This is a genomic window from Acinetobacter sp. CIP 51.11, from assembly GCF_000369665.1.
GTDB lineage: Bacteria > Pseudomonadota > Gammaproteobacteria > Pseudomonadales > Moraxellaceae > Acinetobacter > Acinetobacter lwoffii_S.
On the sequence record NZ_KB850129.1, the window covers coordinates 2,177,054 to 2,203,022 of the forward strand.

The window sequence follows — 25,969 nt, forward strand, 5'->3', positions numbered from 1 at the left end:
ATGAATGGGGAACAACAACCACTGGTGCTTTTGGTGGATGATGAGGAAGATTTGTGTACCCTCATGCAAATGTCATTGCTGCGCATGGGAATTCGTACGCACATTGCCCACCGTTTGGAAGATGCTAAAAAATGCCTTGCCAATCATCAATATGATGCCTGTCTGACTGACCTAAACCTGCCCGATGGCAATGGTTTGGAGTTACTGGACTGGATTGGCAGCCTCTATCCGGCACTTCCGGTCGCAGTTCTGACCGCCTATGGCAACATGGAAATCGCTATTGCTGCGCTCAAAGCCGGGGCCTTTGATTTTGTCAGCAAACCGATCAATCAGAAACATCTGGAACAACTCTTACAAAAAGCCCTGAATAAACCGGTGGATTATTCGCATAATAATCCAAATGAAGCGCTTGAACATAAAATGCTGATTGGACAATCCCTGCCGATCCAGCAACTACGTATTACCTTACAAAAAATTGCCCGATCCCAAGCCCCGGTTTTTATCACTGGTGAATCAGGCACAGGTAAGGAAGTCGTGGCCAATCTGGTCCATCGCCTGAGTAACCGCAATGAAGGTCCTTTTATTGCGATTAACTGTGGTGCCATTCCGACTGAGTTGATGGAAAGCGAACTGTTTGGGCATAAGAAAGGCAGCTTTACCGGCGCTGCTCAGGACAAACAGGGACTGATTCAATCTGCCCATGGTGGCAGTCTGTTTCTGGATGAAATTGCAGAATTACCGCTTTCTATGCAGGTCAAATTGTTACGTGCCGTACAGGAAAAACGTATTCGTCCACTCGGTTCGGATACCGAAATTGATGTGGATTTCCGTGTGATCAGTGCCACGCATCAGGATCTGGAAGCCTTGGTGCAACAAGGCAAATTCCGTCAGGATTTATATTTCCGTATTCATGTAATGGATCTGACTTTACCGCCATTACGTGAACGAGGCCAGGATATTCTGTTATTGGCTGAACACTTTATTCAGAAGATTTGCCAGGAATGGGGCATTCCCAATAAAAAACTGACCGAACGCAGCAAAGAGTTCTTATTGGGACAATATTACTCAGGTAATGTGCGTGAATTACGTAATATTATGGAACGCGCGATTACTTTAAGTGATGAAGAGCGGATTGATCTTCAGCATTTGCAGAGCGCACCGCTACGTCAGGCGCTAAACAGCCCTCAGGAGATGAATACGCTCACGAGCGAGATCATTGCCACCGAAACCCTGATTGCACCTAAAAAGTTGCCTGAAGAGGGTCTAGAGCTGTATTTGGAAAAGGTCGAAAAAGAAATTTTACTGAATGCGCTGAATCTGACCCATTGGAACCGGACACTGGCCGCAAAAAAACTCGGCATGTCGTTCCGTTCCCTGCGCTATCGCTTGAAAAAGTTCGGCCTGGATACCGAAGAAGACGAATAATTATTTTTGCAGGAGCAGCAAGTCTGTGACATGTTCCAGATAGCTCTCCTCACGCATTTCCTGCTTAAACGGATAGTTGAAATGCGGCTGCACGCCCCGCCCTTCAATCATCTGGCCACTCGGGCTAAAGTATTGCGATACGGTCATCTGTAAGGCTGAACCATTGCTTAAAGGAAAGAGTTTCTGTACTACGCCTTTGCCATAGCTTTTTTCGCCTACGACCCAAGCACGGTTATGTTCTTTCAGGGCTGCAGTAAACACTTCTGCTGCAGAAGCCGAGCGGTTGTTAATCAGCACCCCAACTTTCAGATTCTGGAACTCAAAACTCGGTAAGGCCTGAAATTGCTGATTGCCTTCAGCACGACTTTTAGTCGAGACAATCACACCCTGATTCAAAAATAAATCGGCAGATTCTACTGCTGCAGACAATAAGCCTCCCGGGTTATTGCGCAGATCAAATAATACGGCTTTTAAGCGTTTATCCGAATAACTTTCAATCAGACGTTTGATTTCATTGGCAGTATCTTGCTGAAAAACCTTGACCTGTAAAACCAGCACCTGGTTATTGTGCAAGCTCGATTTAATTTCGGTATCCAGCTTGGTATTGCGGACCAGACGAACGGCCGGACTTTGCGGGGAAAGCTGGATCATGAGCGTAGAGCCAACTGCTCCACTCAATAACTGCCGGACTTGTTCCTGATTCAGGCTACTTAAGACCTGATCGTCAATTTTATAAACCGTGACGCCATTTCGAAGTCCCTGCTTGGCTGAATCAGCATCGGAACTCAGTCCCTGAACTACCCATTGCTTCAACCGCGGGTCAAATTGCAGATCAAAATCAATGCTGGCCAGATCACCTTCGGTATATTCACGCAGTTGCTTATAATCTTCAGGCGACAAATAACGGGAATAGCGATCTAAGCCACTGACCAGACCCTGAATGGCCTGTTGAAACAAGGCATCGTCATTTTTATCTTGAATATAATTATCTTTTACGATGCCATAAATTTGTACGAATTCTTGAATGGATGCCACAGGAATTTCGGAATAGACCTGCCCATCCATTTCCATATCATCGAATGCCGGCTCATTTGAACCCGCACCCCAAGCTGAATGACTCAAACACATCAGTAAGCATGGTATTACAACAGACTTCCAGCGTGTTCTTGCCATTCTTTGACCTTTTTAGAATTTTATCGAAAATTATGCATCAAGCTGAATCAGGTTACGACCTTGCATTTCAGCAGGTACCGGAACTTGCATCAGACTTAATAAAGTCGGTGCGACATCTGCCAATACACCGCCTTCTGCGATCGTGGCCTGAGTTGGGCCGACATAAATAAACGGAACCAATTCAGTGGTATGCTGAGTATGTACCTGACCACTGTGATAGTCCTGCATCTGCTCTACGTTACCATGATCGGCAGTCACAATCATATGACCTTTTTGCGCCATTACCGCTTCATAAACCCGGCCCAAACAGGTATCAACCGCTTCAACAGCTTTCACCGCAGCATCGAATACACCCGTATGACCGACCATATCACCATTGGCAAAGTTCACCACCAGCAGGTCAAATTCACCTGAATTGATCGCAGCCACCAGCTCATCAGTCACTTCATAAGCACTCATTTCCGGTTTAAGGTCATAAGTGGCTACGTTTGGCGATGGAATCAGGATACGTTTTTCACCTGGGTATTCATCTTCACGGCCGCCGCTGAAGAAGAAAGTCACATGCGCATACTTTTCTGTTTCCGCAATGCGCAGCTGTGTTTTACCCAAATCAGATAAGTATTCACCAATCGAGTTTTTCAACGCTTCAGGCATATACGCTACAGGTGCATCAATCGTGGCTTGATAACGCGTCAGCATGACAAACTTCGCCAAATTCGGCACGACTTTACGTTCAAAACCTGCAAAGTCTTTTTCTACAAATGCGCGAGTCAATTCACGGGCACGATCGGCACGGAAGTTCATGAATACGACGCTGTCGCCATCCTGAATTTTCACCAGATCGCCAATACGGGTCGCTTTAACAAACTCATCCGACTCATCGGCTGCGTAAGCCTGTTCCAAACCTTCAACTGCGCTGGCAGCTGTACGAACCGCTTCACCTTCAGTCAACAACCGATAGGCCTGTTCAACACGATCCCAACGGTTGTCACGATCCATGGCAAAATAACGGCCGATCATGGTGGCAATACGACCTTGACCTGGATATTGAGCGAATAAGGCATCGAGTTTTTCTAAAGAAGGTTGTGCGCTTTTAGGCGGCGTATCACGACCATCTAAGAATGCATGTAAATAGACTTGCGCACCGCGTTTTAGCGCTAGCTCTGCCATCGCCACAATATGATCTTCATGGGAGTGCACACCACCTTCAGACAAAAGGCCAAGCAAATGTACTGCCCCACCTGCAGCTTTGGCTTTCTCAACTGCATCGACCAGAACTTCATGTTCAAAGAAGTCGCCCGTACGAATGTCTTTGGTAATCCGGGTAAAGTCCTGATACAGCACACGACCTGCGCCGAGGTTCATATGTCCGACTTCCGAGTTACCCATCTGGCCATCTGGCAGGCCGACATCTTCACCTGAACCCGAGATCAAACCATGCGGATGCTTGTCCTGTATCGCAGTTAAATTTGGTCGTTTAGCTGCTAAAAACGCATTGTCTTCGACCGCTTCGCGATGACCCACACCATCCATAATCACCAAAATGTGAGGGATTTTGCCAGCAGTTGCATCCGTCATAATGAAATACTCTGTTCGTCTACGAATTAATCGCTCTATTTTAGCGAAGTTTATAAAAAGAGGCCATGACCCGTATATGGTTTAAGCCTCTCATGATGATTGATTTGTTATATTTTCCTGTACCTTAACGTGCCCGATGCAGCAAGTATCCGCCGATGCCGAACATGATCAGAATCGGAATAAACACGAACCAGGCCGGAGACGGTGCATAGATCAAGCTGGCATAGCCGAGGAAATCCTGCAGATAGAAGAAACCCAGTCCGGCAAATAAAGCTATCACCAGACGAAAACCCATGGATTGCTGACGTAATGGCCCGAAGATAAATGAACAGGCGATCACTACTAGTGCAATCAGGGCAAAAGGCGAGCCGAGTTTTTGCCAGAAGGCCAGCTGATAGGTTTTAGGCACCTGGCTGTATTCATGCATATAGCTCATGAAACTGACCAGTTGACTCGGCGATAAATCTTCAGGATCAATCGTCACCATATGCACATATTTAGGCTGTAATGCTAGCGCTAAAGGTTGCTGTTGCTGCTTAACCAGTGTGGCATTACCATTTTGGAGAATATCGAACTGCTCTGTGTTGTCCAGCGTCCAGGAACCATCTTTAACAAATTGGCCCTGATCTGCCTGCAAGGTACCGCGCAAACGATAGTTCTGGTCAAAGTCCAGCATCTGCACATTTTTCAACTGACCTTGCGAGTTAGCATAATCGATATAAATAAAGCGCTGCCCTTCCCGAGTCCAGTAACCACGAACTTCACCGAGCTGAGCGGCTTTACTGGCACTTTTTACGCTTTTGGCCTGTTCATTGGTATAAGGAATGACCCACTCGCTCAGGGCAAATGACAACACCACCAACAACAGTGCTGAACGGATCACCCACCCGACAATACGCCATAAGCTCACGCCGACCGAACGCATCACAATCAGCTCACTATTCGAGGCTAATGTACCAAGACCTAAAACTGCACCAATCAGTGCAGAAATCGGCAGGATTTCATATAAATAATTTGGTGCGCCCCAAAGCACATATTTCAAGGCATCCCAGGCACCATAACCATCTTTGAGCGAACCAAGCTCACCCAGATAAGTAAATAATACCTGTAAACCCGCCAATACCGCGGTTGCACCCAGCATCGCCAGCGCAGTGGTTTGGGTCACATGTTTTGCAACTATACGACGTGCCAACATTGTTAAGACCTCACTCGCTGAATCTGTTTCTTGATTTTCGGGCCTAATTTCTGTTTACGCGAGAACAAGGCACCCGCAATTGCATAGGCAATCAGAATCAATGGATAGGCCCAAATGCCCATTTCTTCTTTACTGATCCGCGTCTTCACTGCCATCAGGGCCACAATCAGACTGGCAAAAATCATGAGGGCAGGAAATAACTTGAGATATCGACCCTGTCGTGGACTCACTTCAGACAAGGCCACAGCCAGAATCAGGGCAATCAGAATCGCAAAAGGAACAAACACCCGCCAGCCCAACTCACTGGCCACCACAGGATCCTGACGGTTCTGCCACAATTGCGAGGTCGGTAAGGCCTCAACTTCAGTACTGGCAAATTGCGCTTCTTCATCGCTTTCTAAGCGCAGACGATAGCTTTCAAATTCAGCTTGAGTATATTGCGGTGTACCCGGATAGATCTCATAACGGCGTCCATTAACCAGATCGACCACATTGGCAGCATCATTCGGTACTTCAATTCGGGTGGCTTCCTGCGCCAGAATCATCACATCCGGTTTGCCTTCTTTTTCCGCACGCTGATAAAAGAAAATATCTTTTAAATTTTTACGGTCTTCTGACAGGTCACCGGCATAAATGGTATAGGGCCCAGAGGAGATAAATTCTTTCGGTCGCACCAGGTCAAAGCCGGTACGTACCGCCTGACTGGTGGTCAGGGCTTCAAACTGGCGAATGCCCCACGGCGCAGCCCACAGCATCAATCCGGCCTGAGCAATCAAAAACACCAGGGTCATCGGCACCAGTAGACGCGCCAATTGATGCCGACTGACGCCACTGCCATTCATCACGGCCATTTCATGGTCGACATATAAACGGCCAAACACCAGCATCAGTCCAATAAAGAAACCGAGCGGAAGAATCAGGGTCAAGAATTCAGGCAAACGGTAGCCAATAATGCTAAATAAAATGCCTGCATCCAGACGGCCTTGCGCCGCGACACCAAAATACTTGATCAGTCGACCGCCCATCATGATCAAGGTCAATAAGGCAATCACCACCAAGGATGTCGAGACAACTTGCTTGACCAGATAACGCCGAATAATCAAATTAATTCTTCCAAAATAAGGTCCATAAAACGAGTGCTAGTTTACCCGAATAGCAAAAATATAAAACCTAGGCCGCCCTGCCCATTGAAAATCTATTCGGATAAATGTTTCAATGACTGAATGATTTACCCATCTAGACAGGCGTGAAAACAGAATATGAAACTTACAATTAATACGTCATTCCCAGAGAATGGATCAAGTCAATCTTTGTTGATTTTAGTTGACTCAGAACAACTTCAGAATACAACCGCAACCTATCAAATCAATAATTTAGACACATTAATTGAAGCCTCTCAATTCAAGGCAGCGTTGGCGGAAAGCCTGAGCCTGATTGGTCAGGTGAGCCAGTCCAGCCATGCAGCACTAATTGGTTTAGGCAAGGTCGCTGAACTGCAACCGGCAAAACTTGCAAAAATCGCGCAAACTATTATTCAAGTCACTCAAAAAAAATTCAAACAGATTTCTGTAGATCTGACACAACTTCCACAAGAATTCCATTATCTGTTTGCGCTCTTCCTGACTCAGGCCAGCTATGGTTATGATGAATATAAATCCAAGAAGAATGAATTTGTGCTCGAGCAGATCGACCTGATTGCCACTCATAGCGTCTTAACTACCGAACAGTTGCAACTGGTACAAGCAGTGCAAAGCGGACAAAATCTGGCACGTGACCTGGGCAACCGTCCGGGCAATATCTGTTTCCCTGAATATCTTGCAGAACAGGCGGTGGCTTTGGCGGCTGAATATCCAGACCTACTTAAAGTCACAGTGCTGGATGAACAGCAAATGGCAGATTTAGGCATGGGCGCCTTCCTTGCGGTAAGTAAAGGTTCAGAGCGTCCTGGTCGGATTATCAGCATGGAATATCAGTCAGAGCGTAGCGAAGCACCGGTAGTCTTGGTGGGTAAAGGCATTACGTTTGATACCGGCGGTATTTCCCTTAAACCAGGCGCAGGCATGGACGAGATGAAATACGACATGTGCGGTGCAGCTTCTGTACTCGGTACAATGCGTGCATTGTGCGAAGCCCGCTTACCTCTACATGTGGTGGGAACCATCGCTGCAGCAGAAAACATGCCTTCAGGTAAAGCCACCCGTCCTGGTGATATCGTAACGACCATGAGCGGTCAGACGGTTGAAATCCTGAATACCGATGCCGAAGGTCGTTTGGTCCTATGTGATACCTTGACCTATGTAAAACGTTTTAATCCTGCTTTGGTGATTGATATTGCGACCTTAACCGGTGCCTGTGTGGTCGCTTTGGGTTCAGTACTAACGGGTCTGTTCACGCCAGATGATAAACTGGCAGCAGAACTAGAAGCTGCCGGCCAGCATTCCTTTGACCGGGTATGGCGTATGCCGGTACTGGAAGACTATCAGGAACAACTGGATTCACCATTTGCCGACATTGGCAATATCGGTGGTCCAAAAGCTGGTTCTGTGACTGCAGCCTGCTTCCTGCAACGTTTTACCCGTGAATATCGCTGGGCACATCTGGATGTTGCAGGTACGGCATGGAACTCAGGTACCAATAAAGGTGCAACCGGCCGTCCAGTTCCATTATTGATGCAATTCCTGACGAGTCGCGTTCAAAGCAATGGCTAAAGTCAGCTTTTATTTATTTGAAAAAAGCCCTGAACGACAAGTGGACAGCACTTGTCGTTTATGCCGTAAGATTCTGCGCCAGCCGGCGCGAATCTGGTTATTGTGTGCCGATACAGATTTGCAACAGCAGCTGGATGAACGCCTGTGGAGTTTTGATCCCGCGAGTTTTATTCCGCATGGTATTGACCAGCCTCAGGCGACGGTCTGTATTTCGGCAACACTGCCGGAACAGTCCGACTGGATTATTTTCAATTTTAATCCGGAAGCACTTGAACCTTACACAAAATTTAGTCACATTATTGAGATCATTGAAAACCATGAAACGGCTAAACAGCTGGGTCGTGAAAAATTCAAGCAATATCGTCGTTTAGGTATTGAACCGGACACCCATAAGCTTTAACCGATATCATCCACAAGGAGAGGCACGTGGCATTAAATGTAGGTCCCGATTTTAAACAGCGCTGGTTAAATGTGCCGGAAGCTGTACGTCAGACCTTTATCGATGACCTCTCTCGGATCTGCGATATTTTAAAACCAGAAACGTCTTTGGAAGAATGGCAGAGTCGCGACCAGCGCTTACAGCAAGAATCTGAACGCAAGATTGAAGCTGCCTATGCACAGCGCAAGGCCGAATTAATTGAAGAAGCCCGTATTCGCAAACAGCTCGCGCTTGAAAAAGCCTTGGCCGAGAAACGTGCTGAAGAACAGGCCTATCAAGAACAGCTACGTCATGAGGAACAGCGTAAATTTAGCGAACAGAGTCAGGTGCTTGCTGAAATAAATACGCATCTAGAGGCTGAAGTGCAGCACTATGTCGCACGTTATGCAAAAAATCCTGAGACGACTTTTGATTTTGCCAAAGGTCGCATCCAGATTGAGGACCAGTCCATTTTATCCGAATTAGAAAGTGTGCGTTTACGTCTGGAACTTGAGGCAGAAACCGTGATTGAACAGACCGTGAATGCACTTCGTGAAAAAATGCGTGCGGCAGCCAAAGAAGAAATCGAGTATATGCTGAAAAATTCTGAATTTTCTGATCAGCCACGCAATATTTAAATGATCCTTTCACATTAAAAAAGCCCGAAAATTCGGGCTTTTTTATCTTCTATGTCGCATCTTAAAAAAAATCTGCCAGCATAAAGGCAGCATTTCCGAGCAGATAGCCAATGCTTAATAAAGTGCCAATCCAGAGGATGCCACCCGCAATATTATAAAAGCTGAATGTGGCAAAGCTCATATGCGCTGAACCGGCAGCAAAAGGGCCAAATGAGCGGACAAAGGGAATAAAACGTGCGATTAAAATAGTTTTACCGCCATGTTTCATAAAATAGTGGTTGGTTTTCACCATATATTCCGGCTTAAAATAGCGTGAATGTTGATTGAAATATTTTAAGCCAAGAACTTTTCCGGTGTAATAATTCACGCTATAGCCCAGCACCGAAGCAGTGAATAACAACAGCCCCATCGAATGCAGGGTCACCAGATCGCTGCTGGCACATAAAGCTCCCACAGCCAGCAATAGACTGTCGCCGGGCAGGAAAAAGAAAAACACTGAACCGGTTTCTGCAAAAATCACCAGAAACAGGATTGCATAAATCCATACCCCATATTGATCGAGCAATAGCGGCAATGACTGTTCCAAGTTAAGTAAAAAATCGAGCATTCGACCCGTCCACCAAGGCAATATTTGCAAGTTGAACTGCTGATTATCCCGAAAAATAAAAAAACAGTCTAATTTTTCAATCAGACTGTTCAGTAAATCAACATTTCTCTTATTTTAAGAAACCATTTTCAGCCAGAAAATCCATACTGATTTTTGATTGTTCAGTGGTTTGGGCGGCTTTATCACCGAGCAATAAACGCTCGATATAACGTGCCAATACATCCACTTCCAGATTGACCTTGCTACCGACTTTCCAGGTACCGATATTGGTACGTTCAGCAGTATGTGGAATCAGGTTCAGACTAATCACGCTACCACGCAAATGATTAATCGTTAGACTGATGCCGTCGACTGTGACCGAGCCTTTTTCTGCGAGATATTTGGCAATTTCAGCAGGTGCAGTCACTTCATAATAAATTGAACGTGCATCTTCACGTACCAGGGTGATCTCGCCGACTGCATCGACATGACCTGACACAATATGACCGCCAAAACGCGTAGTCGGCAACATGGCTTTTTCAACATTGACAGGTTGACCGGCTTTCCAGGTGCCGAGCGTGGTCCGGTTCAGACTTTCACGGGAAACATCAGCCGCATACCAGTTCTCGCCCCAGTCGATCACGGTCAGGCAGATACCATTGGTCGCGATAGAATCACCCAGATGTACATCAGACATGTCCAGATCGGTCTGGATGCGTAAACGTACATCACCACCAACGCTTTGCAGACTTTCGACTTTGCCGAGGCTTTCGATAATACCTGTAAACATTTTTATTTCCTTTTCAATTCTTTTACCAGAGTGCCAACTGGGTACTGACGCCGGTCGTATCGACACCGCCCAATTCTGCATAATGATGCAGCTGGCTGAGTAATTGACGGATCGGTGGACCTGACTTGGCGTGGGTATCGGTAATCACAATAAATTCCAGCACGCGTGCACGTTCAGACTGACGCTGTTTGCTGACCCGATACCGTGGCACGTCCTGGGTCAGCAAGGTCACCCGACCACGTTTCAAGTTGGCCTGCAATAAATCAGTAGCGCTGATATTGCCGTCGGTTGAATAACTGGTCAGGATGAAACGCGCATTAATGGTCGCCAACAGGTTTTCATAGGCTTCTTGTGCATATTTGGAAGAGTTGTACTGACTCGGACGTTCTTTACGCCATGCCCGGTCAATCCCGCTCTTAAAGCCCTTAGTATCCGGAGTCGGCAAATCGGCCTGATCCCACAAGGTCAGCGCATTCAGAACATGGTAATTACTGCTATACGCATGCTGATTATACGGCGGATCCAGATAAGCCACATCCACTTCAAAGCCGCTCATCTGATTGGCCAGATGCTGGGCATCGACACACCACATTTCTGCGGCCATCCCCTTTTTCTGATCCGACTCACAAAAACGGCTTGGCGTTAGCCACAGTAAAGATTCAATCCGTTCCAGCGCAGTTTGGGTTTTCCCGCCCCAGCCATGGTGGAAGCTTTTGAAAACACCAGAAGTATTGCTGACAAAACTGGCGGAATACAGCAAAGGCGCCAGCAAGGCAGACATTTCCACATCATCAATTGCACCTTGGGCCTGCCAGGCGGCAATCTGCTGACGGATGGCATCAATACGCATGCCGTTACGACGTTTAAAGAACAAACGGTCACGGGCCGGATCATAAATTTCATCATTGCGCGGACACAGGTTATGCGTCACCCAGCCCTTCACTTCCGGCAGACGGTTTAGATAATCAATCGCTTTCTGATAACCACCCAGCTCTTTAAATGCTGGCGCTTCCGTACAGGCCAGTACTGCATGATTCAGCGCATGGCTATACGGCTCCCAGTCATTGGCAATCACGCGATAGCCATTCTGACGGGCCAAACGTGAAACCACACCTGAACCGGCAAAAAAATCAGCAAAGATCGGCGCACGACCATCGCTACGTTTCAGGGTTCCTGTACTTTCCAACGCTTCCAGAATTAAATGCAGTAAACGGCGTTTGTTACCTAGATAAGGAACCAGCTGATGGAAAAGATATTCATCGGTGGTACGTGCCGCATGGCGACGTTTATGATAAACCGTAGACTCTGAACTCATAGTGTCTCTTGAAAAGGAATTAGCCTGAAGCGCACGTCATCACCTAAGCGAGTTACATCGCGCAGCTTAAATCGGAGTTGTTCGGCCATATGGCTAAATTCTGCATTAAACATGGTACGCGCAGACTGACCCAATAGGGTCGGTGCAACGTAACTGATCAGTTCATCAACCAATTTTTGTTGTAAAAATGCCGTAGATAAGGTCGCCCCTGCTTCCACCAAGACATCATAAATCTGATGCTGCTGAACCAGTTGCTTTAATAATTCTGCTAAAGGCTGTACCGGCAAGTGTAGCACACCCAGGTCTGCAAGCTCTTGACGAAATGGCCCCATGACCATCACTGTTTCAGGTTGCGCTAAAATCTTTGCACTCAGTGGCAGACGTCCCTGACGATCCAGAACAATCCGTTTCGGTTGCACCACGGTCTTGATATCTTCAACAGCATCCAGTTGACGTACATTCAGCTGACAGTCATCAGCAAGGACCGTTTCAATTCCGGTAATCACCGCGCCTGAAATCGCACGCCAATGCTGTACATCCTGACGTGCTGCTACACCGGTAATCCATTTCGATTCACCTGATGCCATCGCGGTACGGCCATCCAGGCTTGAGGCAATTTTTAAACGCACATAAGGCATACCGGTCGCCATGGCTTTCAGGAAGCCTTGATTCAGCTCATGCGCTTCATCTTCACAGATGCCAACGTCTACCTCAATGCCCGCATCTTTCAGGATCTGTACGCCCTTTCCGGCCACTAGCGGATTGGGATCAGGACAGGCCACGACAACTTTAGCCACACCTGCTTCCACCAGACCTTTGGCACAAGGCGGTGTCCGGCCATAATGCGCACAAGGTTCTAAAGTCACATAAGCGGTTGCACCACGTGCCTGTTCACCGGCCTGACGCAGCGCAAAGACTTCAGCATGTGGCTGGCCGGCTTGGGGATGAAAGCCTTCACCAATCACGATGCCATCTTTAACAATGACACAGCCGACATTCGGATTCGGTTTGGTGGAATATTGCCCCTGACGTGCCAATTCAATGGCCCGGCGCATCCAGATTTGATCTTGATTCAGTTCAGCCATGCTTATTCTTGTAATTCTCGTTGTTGCATCTGTTCAATCTGATGACGAAAAGCTTCGACATCCTGAAAATCCTGATAGACCGAAGCAAAACGCACATAGGCAACATGATCCAGAGCAAATAAAGACTGCATCACGATTTCACCGATGGTACGTGATTTCACATCACGCTCACCCAGACGGCGAATCTGTAGCTGAATATCGCTCAGCACTGTTTCAATCTGCTCCTGGGTCACCGGGCGTTTTTGCAAGGCATGCATCAGGGAACGGCGTAATTTGGCTTCATCGAAAGGTTCATTTTTGCCATCCGACTTGATGACGCGCGGCATCACCACTTCATAGCTTTCAAAGGTAGTGAAGCGTTCATTACAACTGACACATTCACGGCGACGACGAATCTGACAGCCTTCAGCTGCCAGGCGTGAATCAATCACTTTACTGTCTGCAGTATTGCAAAATGGGCAATGCATAGCGGTTTAATTGAACAAATCCAGATGGATTCCGAGTGTAGCAAAAATTACAAACTTTGTAGAGTTTTACGCAACATATAGAAAAAAAACAGCCCATTCGGGCTGTTTTACACTATATATTGATTATGGTGGATTTATTATTATTCGACACGTTCGCCATGTTGGCTTAAATCCAGACCCATACGCTCATCATCAGATGCTACACGGATTCCAATGATCAAGTCGATGACTTTCAGGATAATGAAGGTCATGATCGCAGAGTAAGCAATTGTCGCCAGTACACCTTCCACTTGCACCCAAAGCTGATGCATGACATTTGCAGGAGCATTGTCCCCCATGATGAATTCGCTGGCAAAGAACGCGGTTAAAATCGCGCCGACAATACCACCTACACCATGCAAACCAAAAGCATCTAAAGAGTCATCGGCTTTCAATGCACGTTTCAGTGCAGTAATCCCCCAGAAACACACCACACCACCGATCAGACCCATCGCCAATGCACCGCCTACAGTCACAAAACCTGCAGCTGGAGTAATGACCACCAGACCAGCAACTGCACCCGATACGCCGCCCAGTACAGAAGCTTTACCACGTGCCAGTTTTTCAGTGATTAACCAGGAGATGGCTGCTGCCGCTGCTGCGACTTGAGTCACGATCAAGGCATAGCCTGCAGAACCGTTGGCACCTAATGCAGAACCACCGTTGAAACCGAACCAGCCTACCCAGAGCAAAGATGCACCAACTACTGTAAGCGTCAGGTTATGCGGTGCCATAGATTCACGACCCAAACCCATACGTTTGCCCAGCATATATGCCGCTACCAGACCGGCAACACCCGAGTTGATATGTACAACCGTACCACCGGCAAAATCAAGCGCGCCGTCGTTACCTAACCAGCCACCACCCCATACCCAGTGGGTAATTGGTGCATAAACAATCACCACCCAAAGTGCGATAAAAGCAACGAAAGCACCAAATTTCATACGCTCTGCAATCGAACCGCTGATGATGGCAACCGTAATGATGGCAAAAGTCATTTGGAAAATCACAAACAGGATTTCAGGAATCGTGCCTGAAAGCGCCTCTGTGGTAATACCGGCCAGCATGAATTTATCCAGGCCACCTATAAAGGCATTGCCTTCACCGAAAGCTAGGGTATAACCAATAATCACCCAAGCAATACTGACCACCGCCGCAGCAATAAAGCTATGTGCCATCGTCGCCAGAACGTTTTTCTTGCGGACCATACCGCCATAAAATAGCGCCAAGCCAGGAATGGTCATGAGTAAAACTAGAGCGGTAGAGGTTAAAACCCAGGCGGTATCGCCGGTATCTAGCGTTGGTTCTTCTTCTGCAGGCGCTGCAGCTTCAACTGGCGCTGCTTCAGCAATTGCTGCTATCGTGTCTGTTGTTGTATTTGTTGTATCGCCTGCTTCTTCAACAAGCACAATTTCTTCTGTCGGTGCTGTTGCTATTGCAGCTTCTTCAGCCCATGCAACAGAACCACCAAAAAGAGCGCCGGCCATGCCGAACGCGAGTAGCATTTTTTTCATTCGTATCCCCCAACCAAGTTTTTGTGAGTTATTAGGTACTCAGCAAACTTCGTGCCAAGTTAGACAGCGTCTGTACCTGTTTCACCTGTACGAATACGGATGACTTGTTCTAAGTTGGTCACGAAAATTTTTCCGTCACCGATTTTTCCAGTGCTCGCCACACGAGTAATAGATTCAATCACCGCGTCTACCATTTCATCGCTAATCGCGATTTCAATTTTGACTTTCGGCAAGAAATCTACAACGTATTCAGCACCACGATAGAGTTCAGTGTGGCCTTTTTGACGACCAAAGCCTTTCACTTCAGTTACAGTGATGCCTTGAACACCAATTTCAGACAATGCTTCGCGAACATCGTCTAATTTAAAAGGTTTTACAATTGCAGTTACGAGCTTCATGTTTGTTTTCCTTCGGCTTATTTCACCAGTAAGGTTTTACGTTCAAATTTCATGCCAAGATTCCTAAGGTCGGGGGAAATTAGAAAGCCCGGCATGTGGTTTATTTATACCTTATTTTATACGGATAAAGGCTTTGAATCTTCAAAAAATAGACATTTTTTATGTGGATTTTTACAATATCTTTAATCGAATAAGTCTATATTTTGTCTGAAATACTATAGTCTGCATTTTAGCAATGCTAAACTGTCGGTTCCTTTCTACGGCGATGGATCAGACAATGATTGAAACTTTATTACAAGCAATTTTGCAGCAAGTCGAACAACCTAAGAAAGATTTGGAACATAATATCCGTGCCTTGTTAAATGAAGCTGTGGCGAAAATGGATTTGGTGTCTAAAGAAGAAATAGAACGTCAGCGTACTGCCCTAAATAATGCCAATCATCGCCTGAATGATTTGCTCAAACAGGTGGAAGCATTAGAAGAGAGAATTTCGAACAAAAAATAAGCACAACTACAGTGCATAAAAGACACCAGAACTATAAAAATAACGCACCAAATTGGAACAATAATAATGTCTTTTGCCAAAATTTATACACGAGGCTTGCTGGGCCTGCATGCGCCTTTAATTGAAGTCGAAGTTCATGTCAGTTCGGGTATGCCTTCGCTCACTATAGTGGGGCTTCCCGAAGCGGCGGTACGTGAAAGTAAAGACCGGGTCCGTTCTGCCATTTTGAATAGCGGCTTTCAATTTCCAACCAAACGTCTGACCATTAATCTGGCCCCTGCAGATCTGCCAAAAGATGGCTCACGTCTGGACTTACCGATTGCTTTAGGTATTTTAGTGGCCTCTGGGCAGCTGCCTGAAAATTGCACCGAGCATCTTGAATTTATTGGAGAATTGGCCCTCGATGGTCAATTACGTCCTGTCAGCGGCACCTTAAGTATTGCCATTGCCTGTCAAAGTGACCAGCATCAACTGATTTTGCCTGGCCCCAATGCACAGGAAGCCTGTCAGCTCCCAGACTTTAAAGTCTTTGCAGCCAATCATTTAAAAGAAGTGTGTGAACATCTTTCCCAAGCGCAGCGCTTACCGCAAATAGAAGCCAGTCCACTCAATACAGACCATTTTTATAAGTTTGATCTGGCGGATGTAAAAGGACAATTACGACCACGGCGTGGCTTGGAAATTGCTGCGGCAGGTGGTCATTCCCTGCTGTTTCGAGGCCCACCCGGAACAGGCAAGACCTTGCTGGCTTCTCGATTGGCCAGTATTTTGCCGCCCTTAAAGACGCAGGAAAATCTGGAAGTGGCCAGTATTTATTCGGTGGCGAATGCCAATCACCCTTTTGGACAACGGCCGTTTCGAGCACCACACCATACTGCTTCTGCGGTGGCATTGGTCGGTGGCGGCTCACACCCCAAGCCAGGAGAAATTACCCTGGCACATTTAGGGGTTTTATTTCTGGACGAACTGCCTGAATTCGACCGCAAAGTGCTGGAGGTTCTACGTCAGCCTTTGGAAGCCAAGGAAATCGTCATTTCCCGGGCATCACGCCAAATTACCTTTCCGGCTAATTTCCAGTTGGTGGCTGCCATGAATCCATGTCCATGTGGGTATGCATTCAATCAAGATATCCGCTGCCAATGTTCACCCGAAAGTATTAAACGCTATCAGAACCGGATTTCAGGCCCGTTGCTGGATCGGATTGATTTGCATATTGATGTACCGCCATTACAAGCGCATGAATTACAGGACAATCGACCTACAGAAAACTCAGAAACGGTTAGACAACGCGTCATTGCAGCCTATGAAATTCAGATGCAACGGCAAAATACCTTGAATATGAGTTTGAGTCCAAAGCAGTTAGAGCAATATGCCGCATTAGATCAGTCTGCTCAGAATATGCTTGAAATGGCTCAGCAAAAACTGAATTTATCAGCGCGCGGCTATCATCGGGTCTTGCGTGTTGCACGCACCATTGCCGATTTAAATCAAAGTCCAGATATTCAAAGTCAGCATCTTTCGGAGGCCCTGTCTTATCGCGGGCAGCAGCAGATTTAGATCATTAAAAAAAGGCGACCTAAGGTCGCCTTTTTATCTAAAGAGGATTAGAAGCTATAACCCAGTCCAAATACGACTTTATTCTTTTGTTTTTCATCAAAACGATCATAACCACCCAAGATATAATTCATGCTTGCAGTTACACCTGTGTCACCAAGTGGCTTGCTTAAACCGATGTCAAAATGACGGAAACCAAAACTTTCTGTAGTTCCTTCAATAAAGTCACCTGATTTTTCATAAGCGTATAAGCCTAAAGCTGTATCCAAGCTGAAATCTTGTGGTAAAGCATAGCTATAAGTAGCTTTTAAATAGGTATCACCTGCATTGCCCCAAGTAGTATCTTCAAGAAGAGTTTGTGCTGTAACGCCCAAATCTTTATAGCTCATACCCAGTAACAGCTCAAATCCATCAGAATTGACATCAGATTCATAATAATAATAGTAGGTCGTACCGATCGTTAAACCTAAGTCATCATTGACTGCATGGCTATAGCCAGCATAGAAGTTATTTTCGAAAGCATCACGTCCTTCTTCAGACAAAGGGTAATCTAGCGTAGATCCCCACCAACCTGCATAGAAGCCAGACGCATGGTTATAATCAAGTCCACCTTGTAAGGTAGCGCCGCTATTTTCAGGAATGTTAGTAATACCACGCAAGTTATAGCTCGAAAGTACGCTGATATTTCCAGATACCGTATGTTCAGCAACAGGTTCTTCAGCAAAAGTAAAAGAAGATACAGCGCCCAATAAAGCAAGAGATAATACTTTTAATGTTAATTTCATTGTGTGGCTCCCCCCAGATCGTCTGAGACGTTTTTATGATCATTGATTAAACTCAAGCTCAAAATTTGCAAGAGCTATGCCAATCTGGATAAAAGGAACCAAAATAATAAATCTAAAAAGACAAATAAAACTTAAGTTATTGTTTTTAAATTAAAATTTAAATTATGAAAAACTGAATTATCTAGGCTTTCTTTTAAATAAATGTATTTAAGGCTATTTCATCACTTTTTTAATACTTATACATAATCATTTACAATTTGCCCCATTTTGATTCCATTTTTGTAATGAATAAAATTTGTGCTAAAAAATAGTGCGTAATTTTTGATCACTTTTTTTTGGACTTTCCAAAATAAACAAGCTCATCACATTCATTTCATCACTTCAGAAATATCATTTATACCTTCCAATAAAATTATGTTTTTACTCACTTTTTACCGACAGGTTAAAAATTAATCACCGCAAATCCTTGCTATTGTTTAATTTGAGTTAAAAAAATCTAAACTTTAGTGGAATATATCTAATAAAAAATGACATTTTTTCAGCATTTCTTATACAATTCCTAAAAAATTCCGATCAATTTGTATAAGGCTCTCTTCCCAATGCAAAATTCAAAAAAATTAACATTAGCAGTTTTGATTCAGGCTGCTTTGGTTTCTACTGCTTTCGCTAGCGAGCAAAGTGAATCGAAAGGTTTTGTAGAAGATACAGAAGGTTCTGTACTTTTCCGTACCGGCTATTTGCACCGTGACAAGAAAAATAACGTACCAGATACGAGCTCATTTGCCCAAACTGCGATTGTTAAACTAGACTCTGGCTTTACTCAAGGTACTGTAGGCTTTGGTGCTGGTATTATTGGTGATGCTTCATTTAAATTGGGTGAAAATGGTCATACTGGCAATGATATGATCCCAGTCCACCCTCAAAATAATGCTGATGGTACTAAAGATGCTTATGACCACTGGGCTCGTGGCGGTGCATATGTGAAAGCTCGTGTATCAAATACGACTGCTACTTATGGTACTCAGGTTTTAGACCTACCTGTACTTGCAAGCAATACTGCGCGTTTAGTGCCTGAATACTATACTGGCGTATTGGTTCAAAGTAATGAAATTGAAAATCTTAACCTGATTGCTGGTAAATTCACAGAAAACCAGCTTTCTAATCAAATCAATTCCGATGGTGCAAAGCTGGATCGTGCAGTGGTTTGGGGCGCGAAATATAAGTTCAGTGATGCAGTTAATGCTTCTTATTATGGTACAGACATTAAAGACCGCTTAGACCGCCACTATGTTAATGCCAACTATAGCTATGCATTGGCAGATAAAAGCACATTAACTCATGATTTCAGTGGTTACCATACAAAATGGGATAAAGAAGCAAATCCATATCTTTATTCTCAAATCGGCTCACCAGACGATTCATTCGATAATACTATTTTAGCTTTATCTACAACTTATAATCATGGTCCACATAATGTCATGCTTGCTTACCAGCAAAACTTTGGTAACACTGGCTATGATTATGGTTTGGGTACAGGCGTAGGTGATGGCAAACAATCGATTTACATGCCGAATTCATACCTGTCTGACTTCATTGGTAATGACGAAAAATCAGCGCAACTTCAATATACATTTGACTTTGGTGCTGTAAATGTTCCTGGATTATCTTGGACATCTGCTTTTGTTTATGGTTGGGATATTAAAGCTACTAACAATGCAGGTACTATGATCAGTGATAATGAGCATGAGCGCGAATTCTTTAACCAAGTGAAATATACTGTTCAGTCTGGTTTTGCGAAAGATGCAAGCTTACGTCTTCGTCATTCTTACTACCGTGCAAGTGATGATTATCAATCTAACTACATTGGTGACACTAATGAATGGCGTATCTGGTTAGACATTCCTGTAAAATTATTCTAATTCACACGAATTTCAAGCCATAAAAAAACCTGCACATTGTGCAGGTTTTTTTATTTCAGGCTTTAAAATTTTAAAGCCTAGACCACAGAAAGCAATTATTTGTTTGCTTCTGCATAAGCTGCAATTGAATCCAGTACTTCTTGTTTCGCAACATCAGCACTTTCCCAACCACTGAGCTTGACCCATTTTCCTGGCTCTAAATCTTTGTAGTGCTGGAAGAAATGTTCGATCTGGCTAATCAACAATGGAGGAAGATCAGTATATTCCTGAACATCTTTGTAGATTGGAGTCAGTTTGTCATGTGGAACTGCAACCAGTTTCGCATCAACACCACCGTCATCTTCCATGTTCAATTTACCGACAGGACGGCAACGAATCACAGAACCTGGCTCTACTGGATGAGGCGTTACAACCAGTACGTCTAATGGATCACCATCAAGCGATAGTGTGTTTGGTACATAACCGTAGTTTGCTGGGTAGAACATTGCTGTACCCATGAAACGGTCTACAAATAACGCATCAGAATCTTTATCGATTTCGTATTTGATTGGTGCTGCATTTGCAGGAATTTCGATGATCACATAGATATCATTTGGCGCATCTTTACCCGCTGGGATATTGCTGTAGCTCATAGCATCACTCTTTAACAAGTTATATCTTTTAAAAAACCGCGACAATTATAACGGTTTTTAAAGATTTTTTTGGATTTTAAAATATCGAACTGTAAATATGTCCGCAGACCTGATGACTTAAACCAACTTGATGATCAGCAGCAATAAGGTCACAGGACATAACATCGAGAGCAACCATACGATAGAGCGTAAAGTCGCCCAGTTGGCCAGATAGCAGATTCCGTACAACACACGAAAAACCAGATAAGCCACACCAAAAATCATGACCAAATCTTGTGATATCACCATGTACTCTGCCATCAAGATCGCAGCAATAAAGAGTGGCAAACTTTCAAAGCTATTCTGCTGGGCAGCATTGGCGCGACTGGCCAAGCCTGAAGACTTTTCTAAAAATGCCCGTGGATTCTGATTGTCTTTGCTGCTGAAGCCTGCTGATTTTTTTGCAATCAATGTAAACACATAAGGCAAAAGACAAGCGGCCAAAATGAGATAAATAACCCCACTAATGCTGTGCATCTGTTTTTTCTCATGAAAATTTTATCTCTATCATAGCATGGCATTTCGTGAATAAATTTTGTTAAATAGAGTGCTTTTTATTACTTGTTAAGGATTCACTATGGTCGCGCCTGATCAAAATGAAATGTTCGATGTCCTCGAGAAACAACGCCAACATCAATGTCAAGTGGATCGCGTATTAAAAATTGTCCTGCCGATTGTGGCATTTCTGATGGCCGTCATTTGTGCCAATATGAATATCTGGTCGCCAATCTTTACCTTTGCCATTTTATGGATTGCCTTTTATTTCGTAGGTATCAAGCGTATGCCTCTCTGGCACTGGCTGGTCGCGATTCTGGCGTATTGCTTGATCGACAACATTCTAAGTTATGGCAGCTTTAATCAAACCGGATTTACCCGCCAGTTCGGTACCATGTTTATTTTCTTGGGAGTAGTCGGCGTAGGTCGTCCTTATTTTGATCGCTGGTTAATGAAAAAATAAAAAGTCCAAATCAAAAAAAGCGCCTGATGGCGCTTTTTTTTCTTACAGGTATTAGGCTGTTTTACGTAAATCTTTACGCAGGATTTTACCTACGTTGGATTTTGGCAATTCATCCATAAACTCGACATAACGTGGACGTTTATAACCGGTCAGGTTTTCTTTAGCGAATGCTAAAACTTCTTCTGTGGTTAAAGACGGATCTTTTTTCACAACAAACAGTTTTGGCACTTCACCTGATTTTTCATCTGGCACACCAATCGCAGCCACTTCCAGTACTTTTGGATGAGTTGCTACAACCTCTTCAATCTCAGATGGATAGACGTTAAAACCAGACACTAGAATCATGTCTTTCTTACGATCTACAATTTTCACATAACCACGTGAATCCATAACACCGATATCACCGGTACGGAAGAAGCCATTCACCATGACCTTTTCAGTTTCATCTGGACGGTTCCAGTAGCCTTTCATGACCTGAGGACCACGGATTGAAATTTCACCTTGCTCACCCAGTGGAACTTCATTGCCTTCATCATCCAGAATAGCCACTTCAGTCAATGGCAATGGAATGCCAATAGTGCCACTGAATTCTTCAGACGCAGGTGGGTTTGCTGTTGCCACCGGAGAAGTTTCAGACAAGCCATAACCTTCAACGATATTGGTTCCGGTAACTTTCTTCCATGCTGCTGCGGTAGAAGGAAGTACGGCCATACCGCCGCCCATCGCCATTTTCAATTTGCTATGATCAAGTTGCTTGAACTCTTCATTGTTTACCAGCGCATTGAAAAGTGTGTTCACTGCCGGGAAGAAAGTCGGCTGGTATTTACGTAGCTCTTTCATCACCGCAGGTAAATCACGCGGGTTTGGAATCAGAACATTCGCCTGACCTTTGTACATACCGTAAAGTGCGCATACCATGAATGCAAAGATATGATAAAGCGGCAAAGCACAGAAAATACGGTCATCTGGCTGACCATCTTGCGCACCAAATTTACTCTGGAAGATGCCGTCACACTGCAGCATGTTCGCAACCAGGTTACGATGTGTCAGTTCAGCGCCTTTAGATACGCCTGTGGTACCACCTGTGTATTGAAGAACTGCTGTATCGCTAAGGGTCAATTCAGGGCGTTTATAGTTACTTGGATTAACTTTAGATAACGCCGCATTGAATCTCACATGGCCTGGAATATCCCAAGCTGGAATTTGCTTGCGCACAGAACGCAATACAAAGTTCACCAGTGTCCCTTTCAAGGCACCCAGCATGTCACCGACAGAAGCGACCACGACATGCTTCACTGGTGTTTTACCAATAATTGCCTGGTAAACAGAAGCAAAGTTCTCAATAATCACCAGCACTTCAGCGCCAGAGTCATTTAATTGATGCTCAAGTTCACGTGATGTGTAGAGTGGATTCACGTTGACCAGTACCAAACCTGCGCGGAACACCCCAAGTGCCACAACCGGATACTGAAGAACGTTTGGCATCATCACTGCCACACGTGAACCTTTTGCCAACCCCAAGCTTTGTAGATAAGTTGCAAACTTGCGGCTCGCCTCTTCCAATTCATTGAAAGTCATAGCCTTATCCATAAAGATAAAGGCATCACGCGAGCCGAATTTTTGGAAATTACGCTCAAAAACATCTACTAGAGAAGTATTTTCTGCTGGTAATTCTACTGTTTCTGGAATCCCTGTTTTTTGGTATTCAGCAAACCAAATTTTTTCCATAATGACCATCTCTCCAATCATAATCCTTAGTATTTCAACTGTTTTTTTCAATATCACACGCCATTTTTAGACTTGTATATGTGCGATATTGCATCCATCTTGTTGAATCGTTGTTCATATATAACGTATTTCGCAGGATGGATGCTAGTCTTATCTTTGAATCAACAGTTTATTTGCTTTTTGATATCCGCGTGGTAAAAGCTGTCCTTTTGCACCGCGCTTACCGATATATTTGCGCAAATCATCCCCTTTTAATTTTAACTGCTGTTGTCCTGCAAGCACTTGAATTATTTCATCAAGCTTCAATATTGTCATGGACAAAATTTGATCACTATCTTCAAGTTGTATCAATTTATTTCCTTTACCTTTGTTCAATACAGGTAATTCTGCTAAATCGACAATCAACAGGCGTCCTGTTGAACTGAGCAGTGCAACATGCGTGGCATCATCGAGTGGCTGCAGGTTCATGACCTCTGCCCCTTCAGATAAATTCAGGAAAGCTTTCCCCGCTTTGGCACTGGTATCCAGCTGCTTGGCCTGGGTTTTAAAACCATAACCTTTATTACTTGCCGCTAGAATTTCAGTTTCATCCTCTGCCACCAGAACCTGTTTAAAACCCACCCCACTGCCAGGAGACAGTTTTGAACTGAGCGGCTCACCGAGACCACGCGCAGACGGCAGCGTATTGATGGCCAAGGCATAGCTACGCCCAGTGTCATCTATTACATAAACGCGTTGATTGGATTTGCCCTGTGCATGACTCAAGTACTGATCACCGGCACGGAAATTCAGATTTTCTGCATCGACTTCATGACCTTTAGCACAGCGAATCCAGCCGGCTTCTGATAACACCACTGTCACCGGATCGGCCGGCAACATTTCAGTTTCATTGATTGCAGCAGCTTCGGCACGCTGTACGATTGGCGAACGGCGATCATCACCAAATTTCTTGGCATCGTCTTTTAGTTCAGAAATAATCAGGCTTTTTAAAGATTCCGGATTGGCCAGTTGTTCACGAATTACTGCAGCTTTCGCTTCCAGTTCTTCCTGCTCACGGCGCATTTCCATTTCTTCAAGCTTGGCTAAATGACGCAATTTCAGTTCCAGAATCGCTTCGGCCTGAATCTCATCAATATTAAAACGCTGCATCAAAACTGGTTTTGGCTGATCTTCTTCACGAATAATCTGAATCACTTCGTCAATATTGAGATAAGCAATGATCAGACCGCCGAGAATATGTAGGCGTTTTTCGATCTTGTTCAGATGATATTGCAGACGGCGTGTTACCGTGGTTTTACGGATTTCAATCCATTCCAGCAAAATACGACGAATTGATTTCACCTGTGGACGGCCATCGGCACCAATCATGTTCATATTGACACGATAACTGGATTCCAGATCGGTGGTGGCAAACAAGTGACTCATCACCGATTCGGCATCAATACGATTCGAACGCAGAACAATGACTAAACGGGTGGGATTGACATGATCTGACTCATCCCGTACATCGCTGACCAATGGCAGTTTTTTGGCCTGCATCTGATCGGCAATCTGGGTGATGATTTTGGAACCGGACACCTGATAAGGCAGTTCCGTGATGATAATTTCGTTTTTATCGACGCTATAGACCGCACGCATGCGATAACTGCCACGGCCTGTGGTCTGAATTTTTAACAGTTCAGCAGGCGGGGTGATAATTTCGGCTTTGGTCGGCAAGTCTGGCGCAGGAATATATTCTGCGATTTTTTCATCGGTCAGGTTCGGATTACGAATTAGCGCAATCGTCCCTTTGACCACTTCACGCAGGTTATGCGGTGGAATGTCTGTGGCCATACCGACAGCAATACCAGTGGTGCCATTCAGCAAGATGTTCGGTACACGGGCCGGCAAGTTCACCGGTTCTTTCATCGAACCGTCAAAGTTGTCCTGCCATTCACAGGTGCCCTGTCCCAGTTCAGACAGTAATAGTTCACTGTACTGGGAAAGCTTGGCTTCGGTATAACGCATCGCTGCGAAAGACTTTGGATCATCTGGTGAACCCCAGTTGCCCTGCCCTTCAATAAACGGGTAACGATAACTAAAGGGCTGTGCCATCAGCACCATGGCTTCATAACAGGCCGAGTCACCATGCGGATGGTATTTACCCAGTACGTCACCGACTGTACGTGCCGATTTCTTCGGTTTGCTGGTCCATTTCAGGCCCAGCTCACTCATGGCATAGACAATCCGGCGCTGTACCGGTTTCAGGCCATCGCTAATATGAGGGAGTGCCCGATCCATAATCACGTACATGGCGTAATTCAGATAAGCTTGTTCGGTAAATTCTGCTACGGAGCGGTTTTCTGTCGCATGATGCGCAAGGCTTGTCATAACAACCTATAGTCCTAAATAATTCGTTTTTGTATCAATGTTTCTTATGCTAAGTCGTGGCTGTAGATGACACAAGGGCATCAAATCGTTCAGCGCGACAATTTGTGTCTTATGGCCTAAAAATATCCACTTTATAGGCCCTAAGCAACT

The 25,969-nt window shown here is 45.0% G+C and carries 24 protein-coding genes; 8 read left to right on the forward strand and 16 right to left on the reverse strand.

The window, feature by feature from the left end; all coding sequences use genetic code 11:
• Positions 1-1,425, forward strand: coding sequence for a sigma-54-dependent transcriptional regulator (locus F894_RS14160; RefSeq protein ID WP_005248426.1), 1,425 nt, complete (start codon positions 1-3; stop codon positions 1,423-1,425).
• Here F894_RS14160 and F894_RS14165 read toward each other — a convergent pair whose 3' ends face one another.
• The 4 genes from F894_RS14165 to lptF form a co-directional block, all read right to left on the reverse strand.
• Entirely contained in the window at positions 1,426-2,598 is a 1,173-nt protein-coding gene (locus F894_RS14165) for a S41 family peptidase (protein ID WP_005248427.1), read from the reverse strand.
• Between the two features lie 30 nt (positions 2,599-2,628).
• Positions 2,629-4,176, reverse strand: a complete 1,548-nt coding sequence (gene gpmI / locus F894_RS14170) for a 2,3-bisphosphoglycerate-independent phosphoglycerate mutase (RefSeq protein ID WP_005248428.1) — start codon at positions 4,174-4,176, stop codon at positions 2,629-2,631.
• 124 nt (positions 4,177-4,300) lie between these two features.
• Positions 4,301-5,371 carry an LPS export ABC transporter permease LptG gene (gene lptG / locus F894_RS14175; protein ID WP_004281054.1) on the reverse strand — a complete coding sequence of 357 codons (1,071 nt, stop codon included), beginning with the start codon at positions 5,369-5,371 and terminating at the stop codon, positions 4,301-4,303.
• A gap of 2 nt (positions 5,372-5,373) precedes the next feature.
• Positions 5,374-6,474: an LPS export ABC transporter permease LptF gene (lptF, locus tag F894_RS14180; protein WP_004281053.1), complete on the reverse strand. Its 1,101-nt coding sequence runs from the start codon at positions 6,472-6,474 to the stop codon at positions 5,374-5,376.
• A gap of 156 nt (positions 6,475-6,630) precedes the next feature.
• Between lptF and F894_RS14185 the strand changes: the two genes are divergently transcribed.
• The 3 genes from F894_RS14185 to F894_RS14195 are packed head-to-tail and all read left to right on the forward strand — an operon-like array spanning position 6,631 to position 9,135.
• Positions 6,631-8,079, forward strand: coding sequence for a leucyl aminopeptidase (locus F894_RS14185; RefSeq protein ID WP_004281052.1), 1,449 nt, complete (start codon positions 6,631-6,633; stop codon positions 8,077-8,079).
• On the forward strand, positions 8,072-8,479 hold the full coding sequence (locus F894_RS14190) for a DNA polymerase III subunit chi (protein WP_004281051.1): 408 nt from the start codon (positions 8,072-8,074) through the stop codon (positions 8,477-8,479). Before F894_RS14185 ends, F894_RS14190 begins: the two co-directional genes overlap by 8 nt.
• Positions 8,480-8,505: 26 nt before the next feature.
• Entirely contained in the window at positions 8,506-9,135 is a 630-nt protein-coding gene (locus F894_RS14195; RefSeq protein WP_004281050.1) for a cell division protein BlhA, read from the forward strand.
• A 61-nt stretch (positions 9,136-9,196) separates the two neighbouring features.
• Here the strand turns inward: F894_RS14195 and F894_RS14200 are convergent, their stop codons facing one another.
• The 7 genes from F894_RS14200 to glnK form a co-directional block, all read right to left on the reverse strand.
• Complete coding sequence (locus F894_RS14200) at positions 9,197-9,742, reverse strand: VTT domain-containing protein (protein ID WP_005248429.1); 546 nt, start codon at positions 9,740-9,742, stop codon at positions 9,197-9,199.
• A gap of 109 nt (positions 9,743-9,851) precedes the next feature.
• Positions 9,852-10,511: a riboflavin synthase gene (locus F894_RS14205; RefSeq protein ID WP_004644909.1), complete on the reverse strand. Its 660-nt coding sequence runs from the start codon at positions 10,509-10,511 to the stop codon at positions 9,852-9,854.
• Between the two features lie 22 nt (positions 10,512-10,533).
• Positions 10,534-11,826: a DNA adenine methylase gene (locus F894_RS14210; protein WP_005248430.1), complete on the reverse strand. Its 1,293-nt coding sequence runs from the start codon at positions 11,824-11,826 to the stop codon at positions 10,534-10,536.
• Positions 11,823-12,911 carry a bifunctional diaminohydroxyphosphoribosylaminopyrimidine deaminase/5-amino-6-(5-phosphoribosylamino)uracil reductase RibD gene (ribD, locus tag F894_RS14215; protein WP_005248431.1) on the reverse strand — a complete coding sequence of 363 codons (1,089 nt, stop codon included), beginning with the start codon at positions 12,909-12,911 and terminating at the stop codon, positions 11,823-11,825. Before ribD ends, F894_RS14210 begins: the two co-directional genes overlap by 4 nt.
• A gap of 2 nt (positions 12,912-12,913) precedes the next feature.
• Positions 12,914-13,378, reverse strand: coding sequence for a transcriptional regulator NrdR (gene nrdR / locus F894_RS14220; RefSeq protein ID WP_004281044.1), 465 nt, complete (start codon positions 13,376-13,378; stop codon positions 12,914-12,916).
• A gap of 140 nt (positions 13,379-13,518) precedes the next feature.
• The gene (locus tag F894_RS14225) at positions 13,519-14,931 is read right to left on the reverse strand and encodes an ammonium transporter (protein WP_005248433.1); all 1,413 of its coding nucleotides are present in this window, start codon (positions 14,929-14,931) and stop codon (positions 13,519-13,521) included.
• A 59-nt stretch (positions 14,932-14,990) separates the two neighbouring features.
• Complete coding sequence (gene glnK / locus F894_RS14230) at positions 14,991-15,329, reverse strand: P-II family nitrogen regulator (protein WP_005248434.1); 339 nt, start codon at positions 15,327-15,329, stop codon at positions 14,991-14,993.
• A 277-nt stretch (positions 15,330-15,606) separates the two neighbouring features.
• On the opposite strand from glnK, the gene F894_RS14235 reads away from it, so the two are divergent.
• Together F894_RS14235 and F894_RS14240 are read left to right on the forward strand one after the other, a co-directional pair.
• Entirely contained in the window at positions 15,607-15,834 is a 228-nt protein-coding gene (locus F894_RS14235; RefSeq protein WP_004732524.1) for an accessory factor UbiK family protein, read from the forward strand.
• Between the two features lie 66 nt (positions 15,835-15,900).
• Positions 15,901-17,391, forward strand: a complete 1,491-nt coding sequence (locus tag F894_RS14240; RefSeq protein ID WP_004732527.1) for a YifB family Mg chelatase-like AAA ATPase — start codon at positions 15,901-15,903, stop codon at positions 17,389-17,391.
• A gap of 47 nt (positions 17,392-17,438) precedes the next feature.
• Here the strand turns inward: F894_RS14240 and F894_RS14245 are convergent, their stop codons facing one another.
• On the reverse strand, positions 17,439-18,173 hold the full coding sequence (locus F894_RS14245; protein ID WP_004732532.1) for a TorF family putative porin: 735 nt from the start codon (positions 18,171-18,173) through the stop codon (positions 17,439-17,441).
• Positions 18,174-18,772: 599 nt separating this feature from the next.
• Between F894_RS14245 and F894_RS14250 the strand changes: the two genes are divergently transcribed.
• Entirely contained in the window at positions 18,773-20,092 is a 1,320-nt protein-coding gene (locus tag F894_RS14250; protein WP_005248435.1) for an OprD family outer membrane porin, read from the forward strand.
• Positions 20,093-20,187: 95 nt separating this feature from the next.
• Here the strand turns inward: F894_RS14250 and ppa are convergent, their stop codons facing one another.
• Both ppa and F894_RS14260 read right to left on the reverse strand, forming a co-directional pair.
• Positions 20,188-20,724, reverse strand: coding sequence for an inorganic diphosphatase (gene ppa, locus F894_RS14255; protein ID WP_005248436.1), 537 nt, complete (start codon positions 20,722-20,724; stop codon positions 20,188-20,190).
• A 117-nt stretch (positions 20,725-20,841) separates the two neighbouring features.
• Entirely contained in the window at positions 20,842-21,240 is a 399-nt protein-coding gene (locus F894_RS14260; protein ID WP_005101513.1) for an MAPEG family protein, read from the reverse strand.
• 100 nt (positions 21,241-21,340) lie between these two features.
• Between F894_RS14260 and F894_RS14265 the strand changes: the two genes are divergently transcribed.
• Positions 21,341-21,721 carry a hypothetical protein gene (locus F894_RS14265; protein ID WP_005248437.1) on the forward strand — a complete coding sequence of 127 codons (381 nt, stop codon included), beginning with the start codon at positions 21,341-21,343 and terminating at the stop codon, positions 21,719-21,721.
• A 51-nt stretch (positions 21,722-21,772) separates the two neighbouring features.
• Here F894_RS14265 and F894_RS14270 read toward each other — a convergent pair whose 3' ends face one another.
• Positions 21,773-23,449 carry a long-chain-fatty-acid--CoA ligase gene (locus tag F894_RS14270; protein ID WP_005101517.1) on the reverse strand — a complete coding sequence of 559 codons (1,677 nt, stop codon included), beginning with the start codon at positions 23,447-23,449 and terminating at the stop codon, positions 21,773-21,775.
• A gap of 150 nt (positions 23,450-23,599) precedes the next feature.
• Positions 23,600-25,819, reverse strand: coding sequence for a DNA topoisomerase IV subunit A (gene parC / locus F894_RS14275; protein WP_005248438.1), 2,220 nt, complete (start codon positions 25,817-25,819; stop codon positions 23,600-23,602).
• Between the last annotated feature and the right edge of the window lie 150 nt (positions 25,820-25,969).

Coding starts and splice junctions, on each gene's coding strand:
- F894_RS14160 (WP_005248426.1), top strand. CDS start 1: ATGAATGGGGAACAACAACCACTGGTGCTTTTGGTGGATGATGAGGAA.
- F894_RS14165 (WP_005248427.1), bottom strand. CDS start 2,598: ATGGCAAGAACACGCTGGAAGTCTGTTGTAATACCATGCTTACTGATG.
- gpmI (WP_005248428.1), bottom strand. CDS start 4,176: ATGACGGATGCAACTGCTGGCAAAATCCCTCACATTTTGGTGATTATG.
- lptG (WP_004281054.1), bottom strand. CDS start 5,371: ATGTTGGCACGTCGTATAGTTGCAAAACATGTGACCCAAACCACTGCG.
- F894_RS14185 (WP_004281052.1), top strand. CDS start 6,631: ATGAAACTTACAATTAATACGTCATTCCCAGAGAATGGATCAAGTCAA.
- F894_RS14190 (WP_004281051.1), top strand. CDS start 8,072: ATGGCTAAAGTCAGCTTTTATTTATTTGAAAAAAGCCCTGAACGACAA.
- F894_RS14200 (WP_005248429.1), bottom strand. CDS start 9,742: ATGCTCGATTTTTTACTTAACTTGGAACAGTCATTGCCGCTATTGCTC.
- F894_RS14205 (WP_004644909.1), bottom strand. CDS start 10,511: ATGTTTACAGGTATTATCGAAAGCCTCGGCAAAGTCGAAAGTCTGCAA.
- F894_RS14210 (WP_005248430.1), bottom strand. CDS start 11,826: ATGAGTTCAGAGTCTACGGTTTATCATAAACGTCGCCATGCGGCACGT.
- ribD (WP_005248431.1), bottom strand. CDS start 12,911: ATGGCTGAACTGAATCAAGATCAAATCTGGATGCGCCGGGCCATTGAA.
- nrdR (WP_004281044.1), bottom strand. CDS start 13,378: ATGCATTGCCCATTTTGCAATACTGCAGACAGTAAAGTGATTGATTCA.
- F894_RS14225 (WP_005248433.1), bottom strand. CDS start 14,931: ATGAAAAAAATGCTACTCGCGTTCGGCATGGCCGGCGCTCTTTTTGGT.
- glnK (WP_005248434.1), bottom strand. CDS start 15,329: ATGAAGCTCGTAACTGCAATTGTAAAACCTTTTAAATTAGACGATGTT.
- F894_RS14235 (WP_004732524.1), top strand. CDS start 15,607: ATGATTGAAACTTTATTACAAGCAATTTTGCAGCAAGTCGAACAACCT.
- F894_RS14240 (WP_004732527.1), top strand. CDS start 15,901: ATGTCTTTTGCCAAAATTTATACACGAGGCTTGCTGGGCCTGCATGCG.
- F894_RS14245 (WP_004732532.1), bottom strand. CDS start 18,173: ATGAAATTAACATTAAAAGTATTATCTCTTGCTTTATTGGGCGCTGTA.
- F894_RS14250 (WP_005248435.1), top strand. CDS start 18,773: ATGCAAAATTCAAAAAAATTAACATTAGCAGTTTTGATTCAGGCTGCT.
- ppa (WP_005248436.1), bottom strand. CDS start 20,724: ATGAGCTACAGCAATATCCCAGCGGGTAAAGATGCGCCAAATGATATC.
- F894_RS14260 (WP_005101513.1), bottom strand. CDS start 21,240: ATGCACAGCATTAGTGGGGTTATTTATCTCATTTTGGCCGCTTGTCTT.
- F894_RS14265 (WP_005248437.1), top strand. CDS start 21,341: ATGGTCGCGCCTGATCAAAATGAAATGTTCGATGTCCTCGAGAAACAA.
- F894_RS14270 (WP_005101517.1), bottom strand. CDS start 23,449: ATGGAAAAAATTTGGTTTGCTGAATACCAAAAAACAGGGATTCCAGAA.
- parC (WP_005248438.1), bottom strand. CDS start 25,819: ATGACAAGCCTTGCGCATCATGCGACAGAAAACCGCTCCGTAGCAGAA.